The organism is Acidovorax sp. SUPP1855 (assembly GCF_030158955.1).
Classification (GTDB): domain Bacteria; phylum Pseudomonadota; class Gammaproteobacteria; order Burkholderiales; family Burkholderiaceae_C; genus Paracidovorax.
This window is the reverse complement of record NZ_BQXI01000043.1, coordinates 1-21,479: the sequence shown is the minus strand read 5'-3', so window position 1 is coordinate 21,479 and position 21,479 is coordinate 1. Positions and strand designations below refer to the sequence as shown.

At 66.4% G+C, this 21,479-nt stretch carries 24 protein-coding genes and 1 tRNA gene; 16 read left to right on the top strand and 9 right to left on the bottom strand.

The features are described from left to right. Positions 1 to 5 precede the first annotated feature (5 nt). Complete coding sequence (locus AVMA1855_RS24090; RefSeq protein ID WP_284393518.1) at positions 6 to 656, bottom strand: PepSY domain-containing protein; 651 nt, start codon at positions 654 to 656, stop codon at positions 6 to 8. A 123-nt stretch (positions 657 to 779) separates the two neighbouring features. Here AVMA1855_RS24090 and AVMA1855_RS24085 point away from each other — a divergent pair, with 123 nt between their 5' ends. The 3 genes from AVMA1855_RS24085 to AVMA1855_RS24075 are packed head-to-tail and all read left to right on the top strand — an operon-like array spanning position 780 to position 3,696. Then, the gene (locus AVMA1855_RS24085; protein ID WP_284427624.1) at positions 780 to 1,511 is read left to right on the top strand and encodes a PepSY domain-containing protein; all 732 of its coding nucleotides are present in this window, start codon (positions 780 to 782) and stop codon (positions 1,509 to 1,511) included. Next, complete coding sequence (locus AVMA1855_RS24080; protein WP_284405448.1) at positions 1,511 to 2,185, top strand: response regulator transcription factor; 675 nt, start codon at positions 1,511 to 1,513, stop codon at positions 2,183 to 2,185. The genes AVMA1855_RS24085 and AVMA1855_RS24080 overlap by 1 nt, the downstream gene beginning before the upstream one ends. Continuing rightward, complete coding sequence (locus tag AVMA1855_RS24075; protein ID WP_284427623.1) at positions 2,185 to 3,696, top strand: sensor histidine kinase; 1,512 nt, start codon at positions 2,185 to 2,187, stop codon at positions 3,694 to 3,696. Before AVMA1855_RS24080 ends, AVMA1855_RS24075 begins: the two co-directional genes overlap by 1 nt. Before the next feature lie 53 nt (positions 3,697 to 3,749). Here the strand turns inward: AVMA1855_RS24075 and AVMA1855_RS24070 are convergent, their stop codons facing one another. Together AVMA1855_RS24070 and AVMA1855_RS24065 are read right to left on the bottom strand one after the other, a co-directional pair. Next, positions 3,750 to 4,397, bottom strand: a complete 648-nt coding sequence (locus tag AVMA1855_RS24070; protein ID WP_284393529.1) for a Smr/MutS family protein — start codon at positions 4,395 to 4,397, stop codon at positions 3,750 to 3,752. A gap of 183 nt (positions 4,398 to 4,580) precedes the next feature. Continuing rightward, positions 4,581 to 5,792, bottom strand: coding sequence for an esterase-like activity of phytase family protein (locus AVMA1855_RS24065; RefSeq protein WP_284427622.1), 1,212 nt, complete (start codon positions 5,790 to 5,792; stop codon positions 4,581 to 4,583). A 191-nt stretch (positions 5,793 to 5,983) separates the two neighbouring features. On the opposite strand from AVMA1855_RS24065, the gene AVMA1855_RS24060 reads away from it, so the two are divergent. After that, entirely contained in the window at positions 5,984 to 6,490 is a 507-nt protein-coding gene (locus AVMA1855_RS24060) for a hypothetical protein (RefSeq protein ID WP_284427621.1), read from the top strand. Here AVMA1855_RS24060 and AVMA1855_RS24055 read toward each other — a convergent pair. From AVMA1855_RS24055 to radC, 4 genes are all read right to left on the bottom strand, one after another. Then, positions 6,456 to 7,031, bottom strand: a complete 576-nt coding sequence (locus AVMA1855_RS24055; RefSeq protein ID WP_284427620.1) for a hypothetical protein — start codon at positions 7,029 to 7,031, stop codon at positions 6,456 to 6,458. The genes AVMA1855_RS24060 and AVMA1855_RS24055 overlap by 35 nt on opposite strands. 144 nt (positions 7,032 to 7,175) lie before the next feature. Continuing rightward, entirely contained in the window at positions 7,176 to 7,673 is a 498-nt protein-coding gene (locus AVMA1855_RS24050) for a hypothetical protein (protein ID WP_284427619.1), read from the bottom strand. 19 nt (positions 7,674 to 7,692) lie between these two features. Continuing rightward, positions 7,693 to 8,631, bottom strand: a complete 939-nt coding sequence (locus AVMA1855_RS24045) for a hypothetical protein (protein WP_284427618.1) — start codon at positions 8,629 to 8,631, stop codon at positions 7,693 to 7,695. Positions 8,632 to 8,800: 169 nt separating this feature from the next. Next, entirely contained in the window at positions 8,801 to 9,514 is a 714-nt protein-coding gene (gene radC, locus AVMA1855_RS24040; protein ID WP_284427617.1) for a RadC family protein, read from the bottom strand. 93 nt (positions 9,515 to 9,607) lie between these two features. Here radC and AVMA1855_RS24035 point away from each other — a divergent pair, with 93 nt between their 5' ends. The 3 genes from AVMA1855_RS24035 to AVMA1855_RS24025 all read left to right on the top strand — a co-directional run bounded on the left by AVMA1855_RS24035 (position 9,608) and on the right by AVMA1855_RS24025 (position 12,665). Next, entirely contained in the window at positions 9,608 to 10,096 is a 489-nt protein-coding gene (locus AVMA1855_RS24035) for an FKBP-type peptidyl-prolyl cis-trans isomerase (RefSeq protein ID WP_284427616.1), read from the top strand. A 4-nt stretch (positions 10,097 to 10,100) separates the two neighbouring features. Next, complete coding sequence (gene ispH, locus AVMA1855_RS24030) at positions 10,101 to 11,096, top strand: 4-hydroxy-3-methylbut-2-enyl diphosphate reductase (RefSeq protein WP_284427615.1); 996 nt, start codon at positions 10,101 to 10,103, stop codon at positions 11,094 to 11,096. A gap of 246 nt (positions 11,097 to 11,342) precedes the next feature. Next, the gene (locus AVMA1855_RS24025; RefSeq protein WP_272567714.1) at positions 11,343 to 12,665 is read left to right on the top strand and encodes a hemolysin family protein; all 1,323 of its coding nucleotides are present in this window, start codon (positions 11,343 to 11,345) and stop codon (positions 12,663 to 12,665) included. 156 nt (positions 12,666 to 12,821) lie between these two features. Here AVMA1855_RS24025 and AVMA1855_RS24020 read toward each other — a convergent pair whose 3' ends face one another. After that, complete coding sequence (locus tag AVMA1855_RS24020) at positions 12,822 to 13,496, bottom strand: CBS domain-containing protein (RefSeq protein ID WP_284393907.1); 675 nt, start codon at positions 13,494 to 13,496, stop codon at positions 12,822 to 12,824. 287 nt (positions 13,497 to 13,783) lie between these two features. Between AVMA1855_RS24020 and AVMA1855_RS24015 the strand changes: the two genes are divergently transcribed. After that, positions 13,784 to 14,728, top strand: coding sequence for a threonine/serine dehydratase (locus AVMA1855_RS24015; RefSeq protein WP_284427614.1), 945 nt, complete (start codon positions 13,784 to 13,786; stop codon positions 14,726 to 14,728). Between the two features lie 30 nt (positions 14,729 to 14,758). Here AVMA1855_RS24015 and AVMA1855_RS24010 read toward each other — a convergent pair whose 3' ends face one another. Further along, entirely contained in the window at positions 14,759 to 15,187 is a 429-nt protein-coding gene (locus tag AVMA1855_RS24010; RefSeq protein WP_284405457.1) for a VOC family protein, read from the bottom strand. Between the two features lie 88 nt (positions 15,188 to 15,275). Here AVMA1855_RS24010 and serS point away from each other — a divergent pair, with 88 nt between their 5' ends. The 8 genes from serS to AVMA1855_RS23970 all read left to right on the top strand — a co-directional run bounded on the left by serS (position 15,276) and on the right by AVMA1855_RS23970 (position 21,378). Then, positions 15,276 to 16,586, top strand: a complete 1,311-nt coding sequence (serS, locus tag AVMA1855_RS24005; RefSeq protein ID WP_284427613.1) for a serine--tRNA ligase — start codon at positions 15,276 to 15,278, stop codon at positions 16,584 to 16,586. A gap of 57 nt (positions 16,587 to 16,643) precedes the next feature. Continuing rightward, positions 16,644 to 17,204, top strand: coding sequence for a class I SAM-dependent methyltransferase (locus AVMA1855_RS24000; RefSeq protein WP_272567708.1), 561 nt, complete (start codon positions 16,644 to 16,646; stop codon positions 17,202 to 17,204). Positions 17,205 to 17,326: 122 nt separating this feature from the next. After that, complete coding sequence (locus tag AVMA1855_RS23995) at positions 17,327 to 17,839, top strand: DUF1993 domain-containing protein (protein WP_284427612.1); 513 nt, start codon at positions 17,327 to 17,329, stop codon at positions 17,837 to 17,839. 50 nt (positions 17,840 to 17,889) lie between these two features. Beyond that, positions 17,890 to 17,979, top strand: a tRNA-Ser gene (locus AVMA1855_RS23990). Positions 17,980 to 18,275: 296 nt separating this feature from the next. Further along, positions 18,276 to 18,542: a flagellar biosynthetic protein FliQ gene (locus AVMA1855_RS23985; protein ID WP_284408159.1), complete on the top strand. Its 267-nt coding sequence runs from the start codon at positions 18,276 to 18,278 to the stop codon at positions 18,540 to 18,542. Between the two features lie 12 nt (positions 18,543 to 18,554). After that, positions 18,555 to 19,430: a flagellar biosynthetic protein FliR gene (locus AVMA1855_RS23980; RefSeq protein WP_284427611.1), complete on the top strand. Its 876-nt coding sequence runs from the start codon at positions 18,555 to 18,557 to the stop codon at positions 19,428 to 19,430. Then, positions 19,430 to 20,524 carry an EscU/YscU/HrcU family type III secretion system export apparatus switch protein gene (locus AVMA1855_RS23975; protein ID WP_284427610.1) on the top strand — a complete coding sequence of 365 codons (1,095 nt, stop codon included), beginning with the start codon at positions 19,430 to 19,432 and terminating at the stop codon, positions 20,522 to 20,524. Before AVMA1855_RS23980 ends, AVMA1855_RS23975 begins: the two co-directional genes overlap by 1 nt. Further along, entirely contained in the window at positions 20,521 to 21,378 is an 858-nt protein-coding gene (locus AVMA1855_RS23970) for a flagellar biosynthesis protein FlhA (RefSeq protein WP_284427609.1), read from the top strand. Before AVMA1855_RS23975 ends, AVMA1855_RS23970 begins: the two co-directional genes overlap by 4 nt. Positions 21,379 to 21,479 lie beyond the last annotated feature (101 nt).

Here is a 21,479-nt window from a genome sequence, read left to right as displayed (position 1 = left end):
CGCCTTTAGTCGTCCAGCCGTTCGCTGATCACCTTGCCGGTGGTGGGCTCCACGCGCAGTTCCATGTTCAGACCGGCCATGTTGGTGGCTTCGGCTTCCCAGTAGCCGTCTTCGTACTCGATGCCGCGCACGCGGGTGTAGCCGACCTGCTCCAGGGCCTGGCGCACCTGGTCGGCGCTCAGCACTGGCTGGTTGTTGACCGTGCCGCCGCTGCGGCCCACCTGGCTCAGCACCTCCAGCGTCACCGGGTGCAGCACGAACTCCACCTTCTCGCCCTGGTTGGCGGACTGGCGCGCCTTGGCTTCCCAGAAGCCATCGTCCAATTCCACGTCGTACACGAATTGGTAGCCCTTGGCGCGCAGCGCCTGCGATACCTGGTCCACGCTGGGCAGCGTCTTGCCGATGTCGCTCTTGCGCACGGTGGTGAGGCTGCCGTCCGCGTCATTGACCAGCACGTCGACGCGCAGGCCGTCGAGGGCGACCGCGTCGGCAGACCAGTAGCCGTACCGCTTTTGCAGGTCTTGCGGCGCGACGTACTGGTGCTGGGTGATCACGTTGGCGGCCTCCTGGGCCGTCAGCGCCCAGGCCATGGAAGGCAGGGCGGATGCGGCGGCAGCAGCGGCGGCGACGGCCAGGGTCAGAACGGTCTTTTTCATGGTGCTTTTCCTTTCGGTGTTGCAAGGTGGCGAGAACTGGGAGGCAGTGTGCGCAACCGCTGCTAAACCTTTCGTGAAGCGTCCGTTCATGTGCCGTTTAACGGCGCCGGCAATAATCCCGCGATGAAAAAATGGACCCGGAGCGTGCTTTTGCGTGCCGCCGTCACGGCGGTGGCGCTCGCGTGCGTGCAGGCGCCCGCGGCCGAGCAGGACGCGGCGCGGCGCGGCGTGCTCAACGGCCAGCTCAAGCCCCTGAACAGCATCGTTGCGGACATCAGCCGCCAGTACGCGGGCCGCGTCATCGAGGTGGAAAGCAAGCGCGGGCGCAAGGGAGAGCCGCGCTACGAAATCACCCTCATCGACGCCCGGGGCAACAAGCAGGAAGTGCTGGTGGATGCCGCCACCGGCTCGGTGGTGGCGCAGGAGCGCGAGTGGCCCACGCAGCCCGTCCCGCTGGCGCAGATGGCCCGGTACGTCAAGCAGCTGGAGCAGCGGTACGGCGCGCGCGTCGTGAACGCCGAGTTCGAACGCGATGCGCAGGGCAAGGCGGTCTACGAGGTCAAGCTGTCCGACAAGCCCGCCGTGGAGATGAAACTGCTCATGGATGTGAACACGGGCGAGGTCCTGCATCGGCCGGAGGCGGCCGCTGCACCGGCGCCCCTGAAATCCATGGACGTGGTGCTGGAGTCACTGCGCCCGCGCTTCTCGGGCCTGGTGCTGGAGGTGGAGCTGGAGAGCGACCACCGCAACCGCCCGTACTACAGCGTCGAGCTGCAGCAGCCCAACGGCTTCAAGCTGGAGCTGGAGGTCGATGCCGTGACCCTGGAAGTGACGCGGCGAAAGGCGGGTGACTGATGCGCATCCTGGTCGTGGAAGACGACGTGGCGCTCGCCGCGCAACTGCGCGCCGCCCTGGAGGCCGCGGGCTTTGCCGTGGACGTGGAGCATGACGGCGAAGCCGCCTCCTTCGCCGGCAGCGCCGAAGCCTACAGCGCCGCCGTGCTGGACCTGGGCCTGCCGCGCAAGGACGGCCTGAGCGTGCTGCACGACTGGCGCGGCGCGGGCCGCAACTGGCCGGTGCTGGTGCTCACGGCCCGCAACCGCTGGAGCGACAAGGTCGCGGGCTTCAACGCCGGAGCGGACGACTACCTCACCAAACCGTTCCTGATGGACGAAGTGGTGCTGCGCCTGCGGGCCATGCTGCGCCGCACGGCCGGGTCGGCCGCCGCCGTGCTGCAGGCGGGGCCGCTCGAATACGACGTGGTGCGGGGCCGCTTCTCGCTGCAGGGCCAGAGCCTGCAGCTCACCGCGCAGGAGCACAAGATCCTGGCCTACTTCATGCACCACCCGGGCAAGCTGCTCACGCGCAGCGACATCGGCGAACACGTTTACGCGCGCGACCTCGACCCGGACTCCAACACCATCGACGTGCTGATCGGCCGCATCCGCCGCAAGCTCGGCGGCGCGCCGCAACTGGTCACCGAACGCGGCCAGGGCTTTCGCCTGCTGCTGCCCGAGGTGCCGGGCTGATGGGCCCGCCAGGCCCGGCGATGGCGCCCGGCGGCATCGATCCGCTGCCTGCACCGCCCACGCCGGCCCCGCCGGCGCGAGGTCTGTCCGCATGGGCGCTGGCACTGGCCCAGTGGCCCATGGCCACGCGCATCGCGTTGCTCGCACTGGTCCCCATGCTGCTGTTGGTGGCCTCCGGGGGCCTGTGGCTGCGCGGGCAGATGCACCAGAGCCTGCTGGGGGGCTTCGAGCAGGTGCTGCGCGAGAAGGCCCAGCGCGTGGGCGTGCGGCTGCAGCAGGGCCCCAATGGCGAACTGCGCGAAGCCACCGGGGGCGCGGACGAATTCAGCGCCATCTACGCCGGGTGGTACTGGCGCGCGCAGGCGGGTGCCCAGGTGCTGCGCTCGCGCTCGCTGTGGGACATGGACCGCCTGCCCACCGCCCCCGAGCCCGTGCGGGGCTCGGCCCTGCTGCACCTGGCGACCGGGCCGCTGCAGGAGCCGCTGCTGTCGCTGACGCTGCCGATCCCCCTGGGCCAGCCGCCCACCCCGGTGGCGCTCACGGTCTACGGCCCCGCCGCCCAGTTGCAGACCAGCATGCGCCAGATCGACCACACCCTCGTGGTGGCCGGGCTGGTGCTGATGGTGCTCGCCGGGGGCCTGGCCTGGCTGCAGGTGCGGGTGGGGCTGGCGCCGCTTCGGCGCCTCGAAGCGCTGCTGGCCGCCCTGCGCGCGCCGCAGGGCGACGGGCCCGATGTGGCCGCGCACCTGGCCGCGCCCACGGGGCGCGACCTGCAGCCCCTTCAGAGCGAGCTGGTCGGCCTGCTGGCGCACAACGCGCATGTCGTGGCCCGCGCCCGCGCCCATGCGGTGGACCTCAACCACGCCCTCAAGAAACCCCTGGCCCTGCTCAGTGCCCAGGCCAGCGCGCACCCCCAGGTGCCCAGCGGCGAGGTGCGCCAGCAGGTCGAGGCGATGGCCCAGCTGGTGGACCGCTACCAGGCCCGCACCTTGAGCGATGCGCTGCACGCCCACCCCGGCGCCGCGGGGCAGGCGGTGGACGTGCGCGACTGCCTGTCGCAGGTCGTGCGGATGATGCAACGCCTGCATGCCGCACAGGAGCTGGACTGGGCGCTGGACGACCGCACCGCGGGCCGCCTGCTGTGGCGCGGCGAGCAGGCCGACCTGCAGGAGGTGCTGGGCAACCTGCTGGACAACGCAGGCAAGTGGGCCGCCTCGCGGGTGCGGCTGACCCTGTCGCGGCAGGAGGGCACCGATCGCCCGGGCCTGCGCCTGGACATCGAAGACGATGGCCCCGGCATGACCGCCGAGCAACTGCAGGCCGCCGGACAGCGCGGCGTGCGGTTCGATGAATCCGTGCAGGGCAGCGGGCTGGGCCTGGCCATCGCGAGCCAGATCGCCCAGGCCTACGGCGGGCAGTTGCAACTGGACAAAAGCGAGGCCCTTCGGGGCCTGCGCGTGCGGCTGGAGCTGCGGGGGCTGGTGCGGGCAGAGCACCGTCCGGCGGGTTGACGCGGCCGCTGCGGTGGCGGTGGCAGGCAGTGCACCGTGCCGCCCTTCAAAGCTCAATGCCGCTGCACCGGCTGCAGCAGCACCACGAGTGCCCCCGCGCCGCCCTCGGCCGGGCGGGCCTGCACGAAGGCCAGCACCTCTTTCTTTTGTACCAGCCAGCTTTGCACGCGGCCCTTGAGCACCGGCGTCTTGCCGGGCGAGCCCAGTCCTTTTCCGTGCACCACGCGCACGCAGCGCAGACCGGTGCGGTGCGCCAGTCGGATGAACTCGCCCAGGGCCTCGCGGGCCTCGTCGGTGCGCAGGCCGTGCAGGTCCAGCTGCCGCTGGATGCTCCAGTGGCCCGCGCGCAGGCGGCGCGTCACCTCCGGGCCGATGCCGCTGCGGCGGTAGCTCATCTGGTCATCCACGTCCAGCAAGGTCGTCACGTCGAACTCGTCGCTGATGGACTCCATCAGCACGCGTTCTTCGTCCAGCTCGCGCTGCACGGGTAGCGGCTCCACCGGCTCGGGCAGGTGCCAGCGCCGGTCGTGCTGCCCGCGCAGGGCCTGCACCGGGCCCACCGCGGTCTCGAACAGCATCAGCTCGGCGCGCGCGCGGCGCGCGGCCTCCAGCCGCTCGCGCTGCAGCCGCGCCTCGCGCTCGGCCGCCTCCGCCAGGGCCTGGCGCAGTGGCTGGAGATCCTGGAAGGACTTCACTTTCATGCGCCGGTTGTACCCGAAGTGCGGCCGCCGCCCCGGCGTGGGCGGCAGTGCCCCGGGATCGCCGCGGGCCATGCCGCACCGGCGCCGGGGCCGGCCCCGTTACACCCACCGATCGTTCGGTGCGGTGCGCTCGCCCCCCCTGTCGCCCGTGTTCACCACGCCGCGCTGGCGGTTCTTTGGCGATCAGGGGACCGATGTCACCGCCGCCGGGCCCCGGTACTCCGCCGCGATGAACTGCGTGGCCTGCGCGGGGTTGAAGTTGTCGTCGCTCACGAACACGATCACCCGCCCGCCCCCGGCCAGCGGCGGGCCCCAGGCCATGCCCTCCAGGTTGTCCAGCGGGCCCGCGCCTAGTTGGTCTAGGTCGGCCACCAGCGTCTTCGGCACGGCGGTGTGGTTGCTGTGCGCGCCCTGGGCATCCAGCGCGTCCAGCGCGAGCGTGTCGCTGCCCGCGCGCGTGTCGATGCGGTACAGCCGCGCGGAAAAGCCCGCCCCCGCGCTGTAGCTGCGCTCCAGCACCAGCAGGTGGTGCGGCCCGTCCGCGAGCACCTCGCTCACCCCGTTCAATTGCGGGCCCCACGGGATGCGCCGGGCGTGCGCCACCGCGTCCGGCACATAGGCGATCTGCCGCAGCGGGCGGCCGGTGGCCACGTCCATCGCCGTGATGCGCAGCGGCCCGCCCGGGGCCTCGGGCGTGGGGCGCGTGCCGTCCTGGACCCAGGCCGTTTCCATGGCCAGCCAGGCCGTGCGGCCGTCCGGCGACAGCGCCAGCCCTTCCAGCGTCGCGTTGGCGCGCGGCCCGCGCCGGAAGTCGGGCACCCGCCCGAACGCTGTGGGCAAGGGCAGTTCGCGCACCCACGCGCCATCGGCCCGGTGTTCACGCCACTGCGGGCCGAAGCCGCGCGCGAAGTCGCCCTCGCTGGTCCACAAAAAAGTGTGCCCGCCCGGCAGCCAGCGCACCGCTTCGGCATCGGGCACGTCCACATCGGGCGCGGCGTGCCTCGGCGCAGGGTAGGGCACGCCACTGGCCTGGCGCAGCGGTGCGGTGCCGGTGATCGCGGGGGTCTCCAGATGCGTGGCGGTGTAGCGCAGCGTGGCGGTGTAGATGCGCGCGGGCTGCAGGGCCGAGCGGTCGTCGCTGATGAGCAGCCAGCGGTCCTGCACCGGGTCGTAGTCGATGCCCGAGATGCCGCCGAAGGTCGTGCCCAGCACCTCGGTGCCGGGGGCGATGGCGGCGGTGCCGATCAGACGCAGCGCGGCCGGCGCGGCGGTTTCCGGCTCAAGGCCCTGTCGCGCCCCCGTGCAGGCCACCACCAGCACGGCCGATCCCGCAAGGCCGGCAATCCACCCTCCCAAAGGGCGTTTTCTCGAAGGCGTCAGGCGGGTGTCTGGCATGGCGCGCAGTGTAGGTGCGCCGGGGGCAGGCCCGGCTGCGAGCCTATTCATCGCAGGCACTTGCCGGCAAAAAAAGGGCGCCAAAAAACCACCATTTAAAACAGAACATGATGGTGCGGTTATGGCCGGCGTCTGGCTTTGGCTGGGCCCTAGCGAGCCTTTTCCTTGACTCCACAACCGACCCATTGGCCATGAACACCTCTCTCAAAACCTTGTCTCTCCTTTCCACCCTGCTGGCCGCCGCCGCGCTGTTGTCCGCGTGCGGCGGGGGCAGCGATTCCCTGGACGAACGCGCAGCGTCGCTCACCGTGACCAATGCCTCGGTCAGCGGCCTGGACGGCTCGTACGGCAACGGAAACATCAACGCCAGCGAGGTCACCAAAATTGCCGCCGCCGGCACGGCCCCCGAGCTGTGCAGCTTCACCTTCGACGGCGCCGACCGGGTGGGTGGCGACGGCACCGCCTCCGGCACGGTGCGCTACGCCAACAATGCCGACTCGCTCTACCGGCTGGTCCTGAACGTGCGCGGCCGCGAGTTCGCAACCGCCAGCGGCGACGGCGACGACACCGACGTGCACCACAGCCGCGACTACCTCGAGATCGTCAACAAGCGGCTGACGGCCACGGACGGCACGGGTGACACGCTGCGCGTGACCGGGCTGCTCACCCTGCGTGGAAACCGGCCGGCGGGGTGCTGAGCGGATGCGGCGGTCGCTCGGCCGCAGGTGTGTTCCTTGGCGATCTGGAAGCGCCAGGAGTGACGGCCGAGCGGGCCTGCTCCTTGACCCATTCGATGGTCTGGCCTTTGACGCACCACTGCGTGTCGAGCACCCAGTCGTTGGACCACTTGTTGGGGTTGCCCCGCAGGATGTTGCAGGGGTGGTAGCCCAGGCTGGGCATGAAGAAATGCTGGGCCACCGCCGCGACAGGAACCAGCCACATGACAGCGAAGCCCAAGAGCGAGGCCAGCAACATGGCGTATTCGAAGGGTTTCACGATGCGTTCGCGCAAAGGTATGGCCCGCATGCATCCCACGACGATGCCCAATATCAGCATCGCGGCCAGGAGCGGTGCTACCAGGGCGCCTGGTGTAATTTGCACCGCTGGTGCGTGGTATGCGATGTCCACGACGGTCGAGATCAAAAGTTCGGTCGTCATCCAGTAGCACCCTGCAATCAGTGCAATGAAATAAGGGACGCCCCAGAGCATTGCCCGGCGGACTTTTTTGACATCGAACATCGTTAACTCGGTGGTGCGAACGCTGCGCGTACGCTTTCGGCGTGATCGTGGTTCGAACATGAATCGTTCTCCAGCGCAATCTGCATGCTGGAATGGTGCTATTTAATTAATAGCAATAAGACGAAATCGTGCAGCGATGGCCCGCTATGGCGTGCTGTGAGGAGCGGCAGTACGCGCTTGCTTGTTCACCCACTCCAGGCTCTTGCCTTTGACGCACCAAGCGGGATCGCGCACCCAGTCGGTGAACCACATGGTGGGGTGGCCTTCTAGTTCCGAACATATCGAGTAACCGATGCTGGGCATGTAGAAGCGCTGGACTACAGCGGTGACAGGGATTAGCACCATCGCGGCCATACTCAAAAGCACGGTGACCTTGAAGGCGCACTCGAACGGATGGATCGTTCTGTCACTGACGGGAATGGCGCGCATGCTGCCGATCAACGCCGCCAGCATGCTGAAGACAGCGACAAACGGCGTGACTTGCGAAGCAACCGCAATCCGCACTGCTGGAGCGCGTGAAACGATGGCCTCGAGCGTTGGAATGATGCCGTGCGATACCACCCACAAGCAACTCGCGCCGACCCCGATAAAGAGCGGGAGGCCCCATACCAAAGCTTTCCTAACCTTTTTGACTTCAAACATGATCAATCGATTTTTTTGCTTAGTAGCGGAGGCAACCGATCCGGCAAAGCCAGTTCTTCATACCATGGTTAACTGTCTGGCCTATTTCTGATTTCTTCTGTTCGATGGCAGCAGTCAGATCGTCTTGCCATGACTGGACTTTGGTGTCGATGTAATACACGCCTTGGGCCGTCTGTGTCGGAAGCATCTTGAGGCTGGCAACGACGTTGCTTTTGATCTTGTATTCGCTGTCCGCCATATTCAGTACGATGCCACCGGCAACGGCCACCACTGCCATGGTGAACAGCGGAAAAACAGCGACCGTCGTGACAAATGTTCCCACCCCTGCAGCAAGACCGTAGGCGACCAGCCCAGCCAGGCCGCCCTTAACCGCCTCTACGCCAATCCCGCCCACCAGGTCATACATGGTCTTCTCGTCATTGAACATGAAGTCCATCAACTCGATCCCTGTGGACACCACCACGCCCAGCATGAAGCCGCCTTTGGCGATGCCTTGCAGGCTCTTCATTCCCAAGCCCAACTGAAGCATCTTGGGATTCGTCGCCAGGTAGCGCGTGCCCTGCAACGCACTGCTGCGTTTGGCTGAGTACCCTTTGATGATGATGTACGTGCCTGTTGCCGTGGTCTTGATGTAAGTCCCAATGCCGGCCATACCGATGGCATTCAGCGTTTTGGTGATGGCCAGCATGTCGTTGGCCCCCTGCGCTACCGGCCCGACCCACGGCTCGCTGGCATTCGGGCTGAATTCTTTCTGCCAATACTGCCCGAACGTGGACTGCGACAGCATCTTGCGCAGGTTGAATTCCAGGGCGGCATTGCGCCTGGCCTTGTCCTGCAGGATGATCATGTACTGGCCCTGCGTCAGCACCAGGACGTCCACCTGGTTCTTGTCCATGGACTGGGCCAAGGTCTGTCCGTAGCCGACGTTGAAGAACGTCGCCGCGAGTTCTGCGCTCATTCAATCCCCCTTTGAGATCGTGTTTTTGTTGGGGGCGAATGCTAATCGGACAAAGGTCGGTTTGTGATTTTAAAGTAAATTAATATATTAACAAAATGTTAACATATGGGCGATGCTTCGTTGTGAAATGGCTGGAGTCGGGCAAGCAGGTCGCGACTCCGGCAGCGCGTTACAACATCCCGGATTCGGCCATCGAAAGCGCGTTGCCGGGCGCGACGATCACGTGGTCCAGCACGCGCACCTCCACCAGTTCCAGTGCGTTCATGAGGGTCTTGGTGAGGTTTTCGTCGGCGCGGCTGGGTTTGACGCTGCCGCTGGGGTGGTTGTGGGCCAGCACCACGGCAGCGGCGTTGTGGTGCAGGGCGCGCGTGACGACTTCGCGGGGGTACACGCTGGCATGGGTGAGCGTGCCGCGGAACATTTCGTCCAGGGCGATCATGCGGTTCTGGGCGTCCAGGAACATCACGGCAAAGACTTCGTAGCCTTTTTTTGCCAGGTGCAGCTGCAGGTAGTGCTTCACGGCCGTGGGGGACTCGAACGCCTCACGCTCGCTCAGTTGTTCCGCGAGCGCCCGCCTTGCCAGCTCCAATACGGCCACCAGTTCGGCCCGTTTGGCAGGGCCGAGGCCCTTGATGCGCCGCAGGTCATCGGCGCTGGTGTGCAGCAGCCCGCTGATGCCGCTGAAGCCTCCGGTGGGTTTGCCCGTTGCCGAATCCACGGTGGTGGGTGCCAGCAGTTCGCACGCCATTTCCATCACCCCTTTGCCGGCGATGCCCGTGCGCAGGATGATCGCCAGCAGTTCCGCATCCGACAGCGCGGCAGGGCCTCGCTGCAGCAGCCGTTCACGGGGCCGGGCGTCGGCAGGCATGGTTTTCATGAGCATGGTGCGGCAGGTCCGTTGGGGCGGCGGCATGGCCGCGCGCGGGGCAGGGAATGGGCGGGTTTCTACAATGGCGGCCAGTTTATCGGGACTCTCATGACCACCCTCGCCCCCAACTCCCTCGTTGCCTCTCCCGCCGCCGCTCCCACCGTGCAGGCCGGTTCCTTCCTGACCCTGCACTACCGTCTGGCCGGCCCGGCGGGCGATGTGATCAACACCTTCGGCGACAAGCCGGCCACCCTGTCGCTGGGCGCGGGCGAGTTGTCCCCCGCCATGGAGCAGTGCCTGATCGGCCTGCCCGAGGGCACCCGCACCACGTTCACCCTGCCCGCGGGCGAGGCCTTCGGCGACCGCAACCCCGACATGCAGCAGTGGGTGGCGAGCAAGCTGCTGGCCGAGCTGGGCGATCCCGACGAGCGCTACACGGTGGGCGACGTGGTGCAGTTCCCCACGCCGGACGGTCTGGGCAGCTACGCGGGCGTGGTGCTGGCGGTGCGCGAGGACGGCGCGGTGCGCTTCGACTTCAACCACCCGCTGGCGGGGCAGCCGGTCACCTTCGAGGTGCAGCTCATCGGGGTGCTCTGACGCCATGCAAAAACCCCAGGAAATCGTTCTGGCCGAGCCGCGCGGCTTTTGCGCGGGCGTGGACCGTGCGATCGAGATCGTCGAGCGCGCGCTGCAGAAGTTCGGCGCGCCCATCTACGTGCGCCACGAGATCGTGCACAACACCTACGTGGTGAACGACCTCAAGGCCAAGGGCGCGATCTTCATCGAGGACCTGGCCGATGTGCCGCCGGGCTCCACGCTGGTGTTCTCGGCCCACGGCGTGAGCAAGGCGGTGCAGACCGAGGCGGCCGAGCGCGGCTTCAGCGTGTTCGATGCGACCTGCCCGCTGGTGACCAAGGTGCACGTGGAGGTCGCCAAGCTGGCCAAGGAGGGCTACGAGTTCATCATGATCGGCCACAAGGGCCATCCCGAGGTGGAGGGCACCATGGGCCAGCTGGACCATGGCATCCACCTGGTGGAGGACGTGCAGGACGTGGCCCGCGTGCAGCCCGGGCAGACGGCCAAGCTGGCGGTGGTGACGCAGACCACGCTGTCGGTGGACGACGCGGCCGAGATCAGCGCGGCGGTGCGCGCGCGGTTTCCGAGCGTGCGCGAGCCCAAGCAGCAGGACATCTGCTACGCCACGCAGAACCGGCAGGACGCGGTCAAGGTGCTGAGCCCGCAGGTGGACCTGGTGATCGTGGTGGGCAGCCCCACCAGCTCCAACAGCAACCGGCTGCGCGAGCTGGCGGCGCGCCTGGGCACGCGGGCCTACATGGTGGACAGCGCCGAGGAACTGCGCGCCGAATGGTTCGAGGGCGTGGCCCGCGTGGGGCTGACGGCCGGGGCCTCGGCCCCCGAGATCCTGGTGCGCCAGGTGATCGACCGCATCAAGGCGCTGGGCGCCGTGTCGGTGCGCAAGATGGACGGCATCGAGGAGACGGTGAAATTCCCGCTGCCCAAGGGCCTGCGCATCGATGCGGCCACGGGGCTGGCGATCACCGAGCGCACGCCGGAGACGGGCCCCGCAGGGCATTGAAATCGCTTGGCCGCCAATATGCTATTAATTGATAGCTATATGCCCTAGTAATTATTGTGCTGGAGGCCATTTCGATGCCTGGTCTCTGGCGCCTGCCGCAGGCCCTGTCCCGGCAGCGACAGGGCGCAAATACCACGCTGGCGCCCCAATGTCCCTACGCGGGCGGCCCTTATGACCCCACGGCGGGTGTGACTTCTTACAATTTGCGGTTGATTCACTCTGAGGGAACCCATCCGTTCCCTGTCTATGGAAATAGCAATACTGTTCGCCCTCATCCTGCTCAATGGCCTGTTCGCCATGTCGGAACTGGCGCTGGTCACGGCGCGCAAGACCCGGCTCCAGAAGCTGATCGATGAGGGCGATAGCGGCGCGGTCGCTGCCGTCAAGCTGGGCGAAGACCCGACCCGATTCCTCTCCACCATCCAGATCGGCATCACCTCCATCGGTGTGCTGAACGGTATCGTCGGCGAAGCCGCGCTGGCCCAGCCCCTGGGCGAATGGCTGCGCACGCTGGGGCTGGAGGCCAAATACGCCAGCTACCTGGCCACCGGCCTGGTGGTGATGCTCATCACCTACTTCTCCATCGTCGTGGGCGAACTCGTGCCCAAGCGCCTGGGCCAGAGCCATCCGGAAGTCATCGCCCGCCTGGTGGCCCGCCCGATCAACTGGCTGGCCATCGCCACCAAGCCGTTCGTGAAGCTGCTGTCCATGTCCACGCAGGGCCTGCTGCGCTTGCTGGGCGTGAAGGAGAACAACGCCAGCGCGGTGACCGAGGCCGAGATCCACGCGGTGCTGGCCGAAGGCACGAGCGCCGGCGTGATCGAGTCGCACGAGCACCAGATGGTGCGCAACGTGTTCCGCCTGGACGACCGGCAGATCGGCTCGCTGATGGTGCCGCGCGCCGATGTGGCGGTGCTGGACGTGGAGGACTCGTTCGAAGAGAACCTCAAATGCATCGAAGAGTCGGACCATGCACGCTTTCCCGTGGTGCGGGGCGGCATGGAGAACGTGCTCGGCGTGCTGAACGCCCGCCAGTGGCTGTCGCGCTCGCTGCGCGAGCAGGCGCGCGACCTGGCCACGCAGCCGCTGCAGACGGCGCTGTACGTGCCCGAGACCATCACCGGCATGGAGCTGCTGGACAACTTCCGCCAATCCGACCTGCACATGGCGTTCGTGATCGATGAATACGGCGAAGTGCAGGGCATCGTCACGCTGCAGGATTTGATCGAGGCCATCACGGGTGAATTCCACGCCCGCGACCCCGAAACCTCCTGGGCGGTGCAGCGCGAGGACGGCAGTTGGCTGCTGGACGGCCACATCCCCGTGCCCGAACTGAAAGACCGCCTGAACCTGGACGCCGTGCCCGAGGAAGACCGCGGCCGCTACCACACGCTCAGCGGCATGGTGATGCTGCTGACCGGCAAGCTGCCGCGCGTGACCGACACGGTGCAGTGGGAGGGCTGGCAGTTCGAGGTGGTGGACATGGACGGCAAGACCATCGACAAGGTGCTGGCGAGCCCGCTGCCCTCGGTGGAGATCGCCGAACCCGAGGCGATTTCAGCCGAGTGATCCGCTGAGCGATTCGCCCAGCGGGGGCGCGGCCCGTGGCGCCAGCTGCGGGCTGACTCGATCCATCAAGAACCCGCGTGGCTGCCAGGCCCCGCGGGTTTTTTCATGCGCGGTGGCGGTGCTGCGCCGCGGCAGCGGCTGGCGCCGCGGGCCGCTTCAGCTCCAGAGGTCCAGGGGCGGGTCGGCCGCGACGGCGCGAAGGATGTCGGTGCGCGAGATGAAGCCGGTCATGGTGCCGGCCTCGTCGGTCACCGGCAGGCCGGGCAGGCCGGTGTCGAGCAGCACGCCCGCCACCCGGCGCAGTTCGGTGTCGGCGGCCACGGTGGGCACCGGGCTCACCATGATCTCGGAGACGGGCCGGCGCGCCAGGTCGATGGCCGCCTTCACGCTGCCGGGCTCGGGCAGCAGATCCAGCGGCGCCATGTCGGCGCGCAGCAGCAGCCCGACCACGTGGCCCGCGGCGTCGACCACGGGCGCCTGGGCGATGCGGTGCTCCGCCAGCGTGGCCCAGGCGTCGTTCACGCGGATGTCGGGCGGCACGGTGAGGGCGCCCACGGTCATCACGTCCTGCACGCGCGACAGCGGCTGGCGGGGCACCTGCGGGCCCTGCTCGGTCTGTGCGTAGGCGCTCACGGCCTCCTGCGCGCGCAGGTTCACCGGGCCGGGGTCGGGGGCCGGCGCGGGAACGGGAGGGAACGGATCCGCCTCGGGGTCAGCGGAGCGGGTGCGCAGTGCCTGGGGCCGCTGCACCCGCCGCACGGGCGCCACCTGCGCCAATTGCTCCGGCCCGCCACGGTACATCTGGCCCGAAGGCCCGAACACATAGAACATCGCCATCTCCTGCCATGCCGCTGCACCGGCGTGCACACCGCCGTGCACGCCGCGATCGGCGGTCCATGGTATCGGCAGATGCTGGGGCCGCGGAAAGCCGGGGCATGGCGGGGGAGGGCGGCGGGCTCCGATGGCCTCACGTGGCGGGTGCGTGGCTGGTGAGTGGTTGGTGCCTGGTGCGCTGCATACACTCGACGGTTTCGTGTGCCGCAAGCCCGTTGCCCGTCGTTCTTCGTGCGGGGCCGTGCGGGCACGGTCTTTCTTTTCGATTCGCCAAAGGCTCCCTCATGATCGATCGCTCCGCCATCTCCACTGCACACCAGCGCCTGGCCGCACAGGCCGGCTTTCTTCGTACCACCCCGCTGCTGCAGTTGAGCGGCAGCGCGCTGGGCGTGGACTGCGCGCAGGTGTGGCTCAAGCTGGAGCATCTGCAGGTGGGCGGCAGCTTCAAGGCCCGGGGCATGCTGTACCGCATGCTGGCCAATCCCGTGCCCGAGAGCGGCGTGATCATCGCCTCGGGCGGCAACGCGGGCATTGCCACGGCGGCCGCGGCGCGCGCGCTGGGCGTGCGCTGCGAGGTGTTCGTGCCCGAGATCTCGCCGGAGGCCAAGCGCGCCCGTCTGCGGGCCCTGGGCGCCGAAGTGGTGGTGACCGGCGCCGCGTATTCCGAAGCGCTGCAGGCCTGCCTGGCGCGCCAGCAGGCCACCGGCGCGCTGCTCAACCATGCGTACGACCAGCCCGAAGTCGTGGCCGGTGCCGGCACGCTGGCGCTGGAGATGGAAAGCCAGGCGGGCGACCGGTTGCCCGACAGCGTGCTGGTGAGCGTGGGCGGCGGCGGGCTGATCGCCGGCGTGGCCGCGTGGTGCGACAGCCGCGCGCATGTGGTGGCGCTGGAGCCCGAGCGCGCGCCCACGCTGCACAGCGCCCGCGCGGCGGGCCGGCCGGTGGATGTGGAGGTGGGTGGCGTCGCCGCCGATTCGCTGGGCGCCCGCCGCATCGGCGACATCGCCTGGGAGGTCTCGCAGCGCCACGTGCATGCCGCGCTGCTGCTGCCCGACGAGGCCATCCGCAGCGCGCAGCAATGGCTGTGGCGGGAACTGAAGCTGGCGGTCGAGCCGGCGGCGGCGCTGGGCCTGGCCGCGCTGCAAAGCGGCGCCTACCGCCCGCGCGCCGACGAGACGGTCGGCCTGATCCTGTGCGGGGCCAATTTCGATCCCGCCACGCTGGCCTGAGCGGCGCCGTGCTGGGGCGCGCCTTGGCCTTCAGGCGGGCGGCTGCGCCCCGTCGCAGTTGACCATCCAGCCCACGCCGAACTTGTCCACCAGCGTGCCGAAGTGCGCGCCCCAGAACGTGACGGTGAAGGGCATGCCCACGTGCCCACCCACGGCCAGGCTGTGGAAGATGCGCTCGCCGCGTTCGGCGCTGCCGGGGCAGTTGACCGACATCGAAAATCCCGCGTGGCCTGCGAACGGCTGGCCCGGCATGCGGTCGCTGGCCATGAACCGGTGGCCGCCGGGCACTTCCAGGGTGGCATGCATGATCTTGTTGCGCCAGTGCGCGGGAAGCTGCTTTTCCAGCGGCGAGCCCTCGTAGCGGTGCACGGCGGTGAGGCGCCCTTCCAGGCACTGGGCGTAGAAATCCAGCGCTTGCTCGCAGTTGCCGTCGAAGAAAAGGTACGGTTCGATGTGCATGGAGTCCTCCCTGGGGCAGTGCGGTCCATCCTAAAACGGAAACTCCGGCGCGCCAACCCGGTAAGACGCCCTACTAAAATCGCGGCCTATGCTAGACATCCTCCTCCTTCGAAAAGACCTCGACTCCGCCATCGCCCGGCTGGAGACCCGCAAAAAACCCCAGGCCTTCCTGGACGTCGAGGCCTTTCAGTCCCTGGAGTCCGAGCGCAAGACCTTGCAGACCCGCACCGAGGAACTGCAGGCGCGCCGCAACACGCTGTCCAAGCAGATCGGCCAGCTCAAGGCCAAGGGCGAGAACGCCGATGCGGTCATGGCCGAAGTGGGCTCGCTCAAATCGGAACTCGAAACCTCGGCTGCCCGGCTGGAGCAGTTGCAGGGTGAACTGCACGCGCTGCTGCTGGCCGTGCCCAACCTGCCGCACGAGAGCGTGCCCGTGGGTTCGGACGAAGCCGGCAACGTCGAGGTGCGCCGCTGGGGCACGCCGCGCGCCTTCGACTTCGCGGCCAAGGACCACGTGGACGTGGGCTCGCCGCTGGGGCTGGACTTCGACATGGGCGTCAAGCTGTCGGGCTCGCGCTTCACCGTGATGAAGGGTCCCATCGCCCGGCTGCACCGTGCGCTGTCGCAGTTCATGCTCGACGTGCAGACCCAGGAGCATGGCTACACCGAGTGCTATGTGCCCTATGCCGTCAATGCCGATTCGCTGCGTGGCACCGGCCAATTGCCGAAGTTCGAGGGCGACCTCTTCGCGGCCAAGAAGGGCGGCCAGGACGGCGAGCCCGTGCCCGACCATGCGGCCCTGTACCTCATTCCCACCAGCGAAGTGCCGCTGACCAACTTCGTGCGCGACGTGGTCGTGCCCGAGTCGGACCTGCCCATCCGGCTCACGGCGCACACGCCGTGCTTTCGTTCCGAGGCCGGCAGCTACGGCCGCGACACGCGCGGCATGATCCGCCAGCACCAGTTCGACAAGGTCGAAATGGTGCAGATCGTGCACCCCGACAAGAGCTACGAAGCCCTGGAGGCCATGACGGGCCACGCCGAAGCCGTGCTGCAGAAGCTGGGGCTGCCTTACCGCGTGATGAGCCTGTGCACGGGCGACATGGGCTTCAGCGCCGCCAAGACCTACGACCTCGAAGTGTGGCTGCCTGCGCAGAACACCTACCGCGAGATCAGCTCGGTGAGCAACTGCGAGGCGTTCCAGTCCCGCCGCCTGCAAGCCCGCTTCAAGAACGCGCAAGGCAAGAACGAGCTGCTGCACACGCTCAATGGCTCGGGCCTGGCCGTGGGCCGAACCCTGGTGGCGGTGCTGGAGAACTACCAGCAGGCCAATGGCAGCGTGGAGATTCCGCAAGCGTTGCGCCCGTACCTGGGCGGGCTCGCTTCCCTGGTCGCGTAGGCCGCGGGCCCGGGCCGCGCAGAATGGCTTTTTTTACGATGTATAGGTAATCAAGCCATGAAGCTCAACGTCGGCTGCGGTCGCAATACCCTCGCAGGGTGGCTGAACCTGGACAGCCAGGCGTTGCCCGGCGTGGACATCGTCGCGGACCTGGACGCCTGTGCGGCCACGCCCTTGCCGCTGGCGGACGGGAGCGTGGAAGAGTTTCTGCTGTCGCATGTCCTGGAGCACATCCCGAAGGTGCTGCCCATGATGCAGGAACTGCACCGCGTGGCCCGGCACGACGCGCGCATGGTCATCCGCGTGCCCCATGGCGCCAGCGACGATGCCTTCGAAGACCCGACCCACGTGCGCCAGCTGTTCCACGGGTCCTTCGGGTATTTCTCCCAGCCCTACTACTGGCGCGCGGATTACGGATACCGCGGCGACTGGATCACCGACCGCGTCGAGCTGACCGTGGCGCAGCGCCTGCGCGGATTGACCCATGAGCAGATCTGGGAATGCATCCAGAGCCAGCGCAACGTGGTGGTCGAGATGGTGGCCCATCTGCGCGCCGTGAAGCCGGCTCGCATGCCTTTGCGCGACTTGCAGAACGTGCCGCAGATCGTCCTGGTCTGAAGCGCCATCGGACTGGGTCTTTCAGGGGTTTTCCCGCTCCGATCGTGCAGCAGCAGCCCATTGCTGGTGTACTTGCGATCCGCCGGCGTTCTGCCGGCCCTCTTTTCAAGGATCGACCCGCGATGACCTCTTTCATGTACAGCGCCAGCGTGCCCGTTTTCAAGCAGATGCTTGGCTCGCTGGGGGATGTAGTCTCCAAGACCGAAGCCCACGCGACCGCACGCAAGATCGACCCGGACGCTTTGCTGCAGGCCCGACTGTTTCCCGACATGTTCCCGATGGCGCGGCAGGTGCTGGTCGCGTGCGACTTCGCCAAGGGCATCGCCGCCAGGCTCGCCGGCATGGACGTGCCATCGCTGCCCGATGCAGAACGGCCGGGTTTTGCGGACCTGCGCACCCGGATCGACGCCGTGCTGGCGTTCATCGAAGGCCTGCCCACCGGGGCTTCCGACGAGGCCGCGGCCCGCCAGATCATCCTGCAGCCCGGCACGCCGCGCGAAAAGCAGTTTGCTGGCCAGCACTACCTGCTGCACTACGGCCTGCCGCAGTTCTTCTTCCACGTGAATGCCACGTACGCGATTGCACGGCACAACGGGGTGGAACTGGGCAAACGCGATTACATGGGGAAGTATTGAGTCGGTCGAAAGGCTGAAACTTCCTGCTAGAATCCCGGCTTCGACACACAGGAGAGGTGGCAGAGTGGTCGAATGTACCTGACTCGAAATCAGGCGTAGTGGCAACACTACCGTGGGTTCGAATCCCACCCTCTCCGCCAGTAAGCCAACAAACGAGCGCCCTTCGGGGCGCTTTTTTGTTGCCTGCAATCTGGCTCGAATCGTCGGTTTCAGCGCGAGACCGGCCGACCGCTCCCAAATGGCATGGAGTGAAGGGCGTTGCGCCAAAAACTGTGGCTCTCTTTACCACATCGAAATGTAATATTTCGCCGCATATGCGCGTAATTCCAAACGCTGTCTCTACAATTGTAAAGTTGTAGTTTGATAAGTGTGAATTTGTAAACGCGTCGGCTGGTCGATGCGCGGAGCGCCTCGTCGCTCCAATGAACTGGTTTCTATGAACGCCGACCTTGCTCTCCGGATGCTGTCCGACCTGTTTTGGACGGGATTGCTCATTTGCTTGCCTGTCCTCGGCTTGACCATGCTGGTGGGCTTGTTGATCAGCGTTTTGCAAGTGGTCACGCAAGTACAGGAAATGTCGCTGACCTTCGTGCCGAAACTGTTCACTGCCGGTGTGGCCATCGTGCTGTTCGGCCCCTGGATGTTGAAGAAGCTGGGGCAATTCGCGTCCCAACTCTGGACGAATATTCCCGCCATGTTCTGAGAGTGTCCGGAAATGGCCGCCCAATCTTCCCAATGGACGTTGTCGTCGTTTCTGGCAGGCGACGCGCAGGCTGCGGCTGTACTGCTCCCTTTCTTTTTGCTGTCGTTGCGCATTGCTGTGGTGCTTGCCATGACGCCTGTGCTCTACGCGATGCCCATTCCCAATCGGGTGCGGGCGCTGGTGGTGCTGTCGCTGGCTGCCGTGCTTTCTCTGGCCCTTCCCATGGATGGCGCGGGGGTGCGCACGGATGCTGGCGGAATCTTGCAAGCCGCGTTCATCGAGATGGCTCTGGGCGCCACCCTGGCGCTGGGTGTGCTGGTGGCCTTTGCCGCGTTCTCCGTGGCCGGCAACCTGCTGGACGTGCAGATCGGCTTCGGCATCGCACAGGTTTTCGATCCAGTGAGCAACAGGGCCTCTCCACTGTTGGTGTCCGCCTTCAACTATGCGGCGGTGGTGGTGTTCTTTCTGGTGGATGGGCACCACGCGCTGCTGCGAGCGCTGGCCTATAGCCTGGAGGTTTTCCCGTTGGGAGCCCCCTGGTCTCTGGCGAGTGCCGCCGGCCCGGTGTTCAAGCATGTCAGCGCCCTTTTCATGTTGGGTTTCGCGCTGGCAGCTCCGGTGGTGTTTTGCATCTTGCTGGTGGAACTGGCTCTGGGCGTGGTGTCCCGCAATCTGCCCCAGATCAACATGCTGGTGCTGGGCATTCCCACCAAGATTGTGGTGGGTCTGGCGGTGCTGTCGCTCTGGTTTGCCGGAATGGGAGGCGCGATGAACCGTGTCTACGCCAGCATCTATGGCATGTGGGAAGGCGTCTTCCTGACGGCTTCGCCGGCTGCACGCTTCGATGCAAAACCGGCAGCGCCTTTGCGTTCGGAGGGCGTGCGCTGATGTCGGAGCAAGATCTCGATCGCAACGAAGCGGCCACGCCGTACAAGCTGCAAAAAGCGAAGGAAAAAGGCCAGGTCTCCAAGAGTGCGGACGTGGTCTCGGCGGTGGTGTTCGTGGTCGCGGTGGTGTACCTCACCTGGCAGGGCTGGGAGTCGGTGCGCGACCAGTTTCGCTTCGATCAGATGTTGCTGCTACAGATCGAAAACATCGACCCGGGTGGGGGCAGCCTCTGGCCTGTGGTTGCTGCGATGGTCAAGGCAACCCTCGTCTGGATTGCCCCTTTTCTCGTTTGCGTCATGCTGGCTGCGGTGGCGGGGAATGTCTTGCAGACAGGCCTGATTCTTTCGTTGGATCCGGTGACCGCCGATTTCAATCGACTGAATCCGGTGAATGGATTCAAGAAGATTTTCTCCCTGCGTGCCCTGTTCGATACCGCTCGCGCCTGCATCAAGCTGGCCTTGCTGAGCAGCACTGCGTACTACGCGCTGGTCGATCTTGCGCCGCAGTTTTACAACCTCTCAGGACTTTCGCCCCTCGGATACGTGCATACGCTGCTGGCTGACATGGGCAGCCTTGGGCTCAAGATGGCCATGCTGCTGGGCGCCATTGCACTGGTCGACCTCATGTTCACCAAGCGCGAGTTCGCAAAGAAGATGCGCATGAGCAAGCGTGAGCTCAAAGATGAGCACAAGCAGCGCGACGGTGACCCGCGTGTGCGTGCCCGCATGCGAGAGCTGCGCCGCGAGGCGCGCAAGCGCAGCCAGGCGCTGCGGCAGACCAAGAACGCCGATGTGCTGCTGACCAATCCCACCCATGTCGCGGTTGCGTTGCGCTACGTCCATGGCCAGATGGACTCGCCGCAGGTGGTGGCCAAGGGGGCTGGGCACGTGGCAGCGGTGATGCGGCAGATCGCCGCTCGGCACCACATTCCCATCGTTCAAAGCCCTTCTCTTGCACGCAAGCTCTTCAAGGAGCTTGATGTCGAGCACCATGTGCCGCCGCAGATGTTCGCCGAGGTCGCTCGCATCATCGTCTGGGTGTTTGCCATGCGGGAACGCCAGCGCCAGGGTGCGCGCACGGGGGCGATGGCATGAAGGCGCTTCAGCGTTTCTTCGGCAGACACAGCGACATCGCCATGGTGCTTTTGGTGCTGGGGGTTCTGGTGGTGCTGTTTGCGCCCATTCCCAGTCCGCTGCTGGACTTTCTGATCCTCACGAATTTCAGCTTCGCGTTTCTGATCTTGCTGCTGACGTTCTACATGGCGAGACCGGTGGAGTTTTCCACCTTTCCATCGCTGCTGCTGATCGCCACCTTGTTTCGCCTGTCGCTCAATGTGGCAGCCACGCGCCTGATCCTGTCGGACGGTGACGCTGGCCGGGTGATCGGGGCCATCGGAGCTTATGTGGTGGGCGGCAATTACGTGATCGGTTTGATCGTCTTCCTGATCCTCATCGTTGTGCAGTACGTGGTGGTGACCAATGGCGCACAGCGAATCTCGGAGGTGGCTGCGCGTTTTACGCTGGACAGCATGCCCGGGCAGCAGATGAGCATCGACGCGGACCTGAACATGGGTTTCATCGATCAGGCAGAAGCCCAGCGCCGCCGCAAGAACATCGAAAAGGAAGCGGCTTTCTACGGCGCCATGGACGGTGCCAGCAAGTTCGTGAAGGGCGATGCGATCGCCGGCATCATCATCCTGCTGATCAACATCGTGGGTGGACTGGTGATCGGTGTTATGCAGCACAAGTTGCCCTGGGACCAGGCGCTGAAGACCTATTCGCTCCTGACCATCGGCGATGGCATCGTGACCCAGGTTCCCGCGCTGATCATCGCCGTGGGCACCGGCATCATCGTTACTCGTTCTGCTTCGGACGGCAATCTCAGCCAGGAAGTGCTGCGCCAGATCACGTCGTTTCCCAAGACCCTGACCCGTCCTGGAATAGGTTGACACCTATGCGGGACTGAACCCTAGCCGTAATTGGCTTGCAAGAGACGCCCGGTGCACCGCATCGGGCGTTTTGTATTCTAGGGACAGGTGGGGCCGCTGCT

What these genes read in the sequence shown, in the direction of transcription:
- AVMA1855_RS24070 (WP_284393529.1), bottom strand. Translation starts at nt 4,397, where the DNA reads ATGAAAGTGAAGTCCTTCCAGGATCTCCAGCCACTGCGCCAGGCCCTG.
- AVMA1855_RS24020 (WP_284393907.1), bottom strand. Translation starts at nt 13,496, where the DNA reads ATGTTCTATGTGTTCGGGCCTTCGGGCCAGATGTACCGTGGCGGGCCG.
- AVMA1855_RS23975 (WP_284427610.1), top strand. Translation starts at nt 19,430, where the DNA reads ATGTCGGAGCAAGATCTCGATCGCAACGAAGCGGCCACGCCGTACAAG.
- AVMA1855_RS24045 (WP_284427618.1), bottom strand. Translation starts at nt 8,631, where the DNA reads ATGAGCGCAGAACTCGCGGCGACGTTCTTCAACGTCGGCTACGGACAG.
- AVMA1855_RS24035 (WP_284427616.1), top strand. Translation starts at nt 9,608, where the DNA reads ATGACCACCCTCGCCCCCAACTCCCTCGTTGCCTCTCCCGCCGCCGCT.
- AVMA1855_RS23980 (WP_284427611.1), top strand. Translation starts at nt 18,555, where the DNA reads ATGGCCGCCCAATCTTCCCAATGGACGTTGTCGTCGTTTCTGGCAGGC.
- AVMA1855_RS24025 (WP_272567714.1), top strand. Translation starts at nt 11,343, where the DNA reads ATGGAAATAGCAATACTGTTCGCCCTCATCCTGCTCAATGGCCTGTTC.
- AVMA1855_RS24090 (WP_284393518.1), bottom strand. Translation starts at nt 656, where the DNA reads ATGAAAAAGACCGTTCTGACCCTGGCCGTCGCCGCCGCTGCTGCCGCC.
- AVMA1855_RS24050 (WP_284427619.1), bottom strand. Translation starts at nt 7,673, where the DNA reads ATGTTTGAAGTCAAAAAGGTTAGGAAAGCTTTGGTATGGGGCCTCCCG.
- radC (WP_284427617.1), bottom strand. Translation starts at nt 9,514, where the DNA reads ATGCTCATGAAAACCATGCCTGCCGACGCCCGGCCCCGTGAACGGCTG.
- AVMA1855_RS24075 (WP_284427623.1), top strand. Translation starts at nt 2,185, where the DNA reads ATGGGCCCGCCAGGCCCGGCGATGGCGCCCGGCGGCATCGATCCGCTG.
- AVMA1855_RS24055 (WP_284427620.1), bottom strand. Translation starts at nt 7,031, where the DNA reads ATGTTCGATGTCAAAAAAGTCCGCCGGGCAATGCTCTGGGGCGTCCCT.
- AVMA1855_RS23995 (WP_284427612.1), top strand. Translation starts at nt 17,327, where the DNA reads ATGACCTCTTTCATGTACAGCGCCAGCGTGCCCGTTTTCAAGCAGATG.
- AVMA1855_RS24010 (WP_284405457.1), bottom strand. Translation starts at nt 15,187, where the DNA reads ATGCACATCGAACCGTACCTTTTCTTCGACGGCAACTGCGAGCAAGCG.
- AVMA1855_RS24000 (WP_272567708.1), top strand. Translation starts at nt 16,644, where the DNA reads ATGAAGCTCAACGTCGGCTGCGGTCGCAATACCCTCGCAGGGTGGCTG.
- AVMA1855_RS23970 (WP_284427609.1), top strand. Translation starts at nt 20,521, where the DNA reads ATGAAGGCGCTTCAGCGTTTCTTCGGCAGACACAGCGACATCGCCATG.
- serS (WP_284427613.1), top strand. Translation starts at nt 15,276, where the DNA reads ATGCTAGACATCCTCCTCCTTCGAAAAGACCTCGACTCCGCCATCGCC.
- AVMA1855_RS24085 (WP_284427624.1), top strand. Translation starts at nt 780, where the DNA reads ATGAAAAAATGGACCCGGAGCGTGCTTTTGCGTGCCGCCGTCACGGCG.
- AVMA1855_RS23985 (WP_284408159.1), top strand. Translation starts at nt 18,276, where the DNA reads ATGAACGCCGACCTTGCTCTCCGGATGCTGTCCGACCTGTTTTGGACG.
- AVMA1855_RS24080 (WP_284405448.1), top strand. Translation starts at nt 1,511, where the DNA reads ATGCGCATCCTGGTCGTGGAAGACGACGTGGCGCTCGCCGCGCAACTG.
- AVMA1855_RS24065 (WP_284427622.1), bottom strand. Translation starts at nt 5,792, where the DNA reads ATGCCAGACACCCGCCTGACGCCTTCGAGAAAACGCCCTTTGGGAGGG.
- ispH (WP_284427615.1), top strand. Translation starts at nt 10,101, where the DNA reads ATGCAAAAACCCCAGGAAATCGTTCTGGCCGAGCCGCGCGGCTTTTGC.
- AVMA1855_RS24060 (WP_284427621.1), top strand. Translation starts at nt 5,984, where the DNA reads ATGAACACCTCTCTCAAAACCTTGTCTCTCCTTTCCACCCTGCTGGCC.
- AVMA1855_RS24015 (WP_284427614.1), top strand. Translation starts at nt 13,784, where the DNA reads ATGATCGATCGCTCCGCCATCTCCACTGCACACCAGCGCCTGGCCGCA.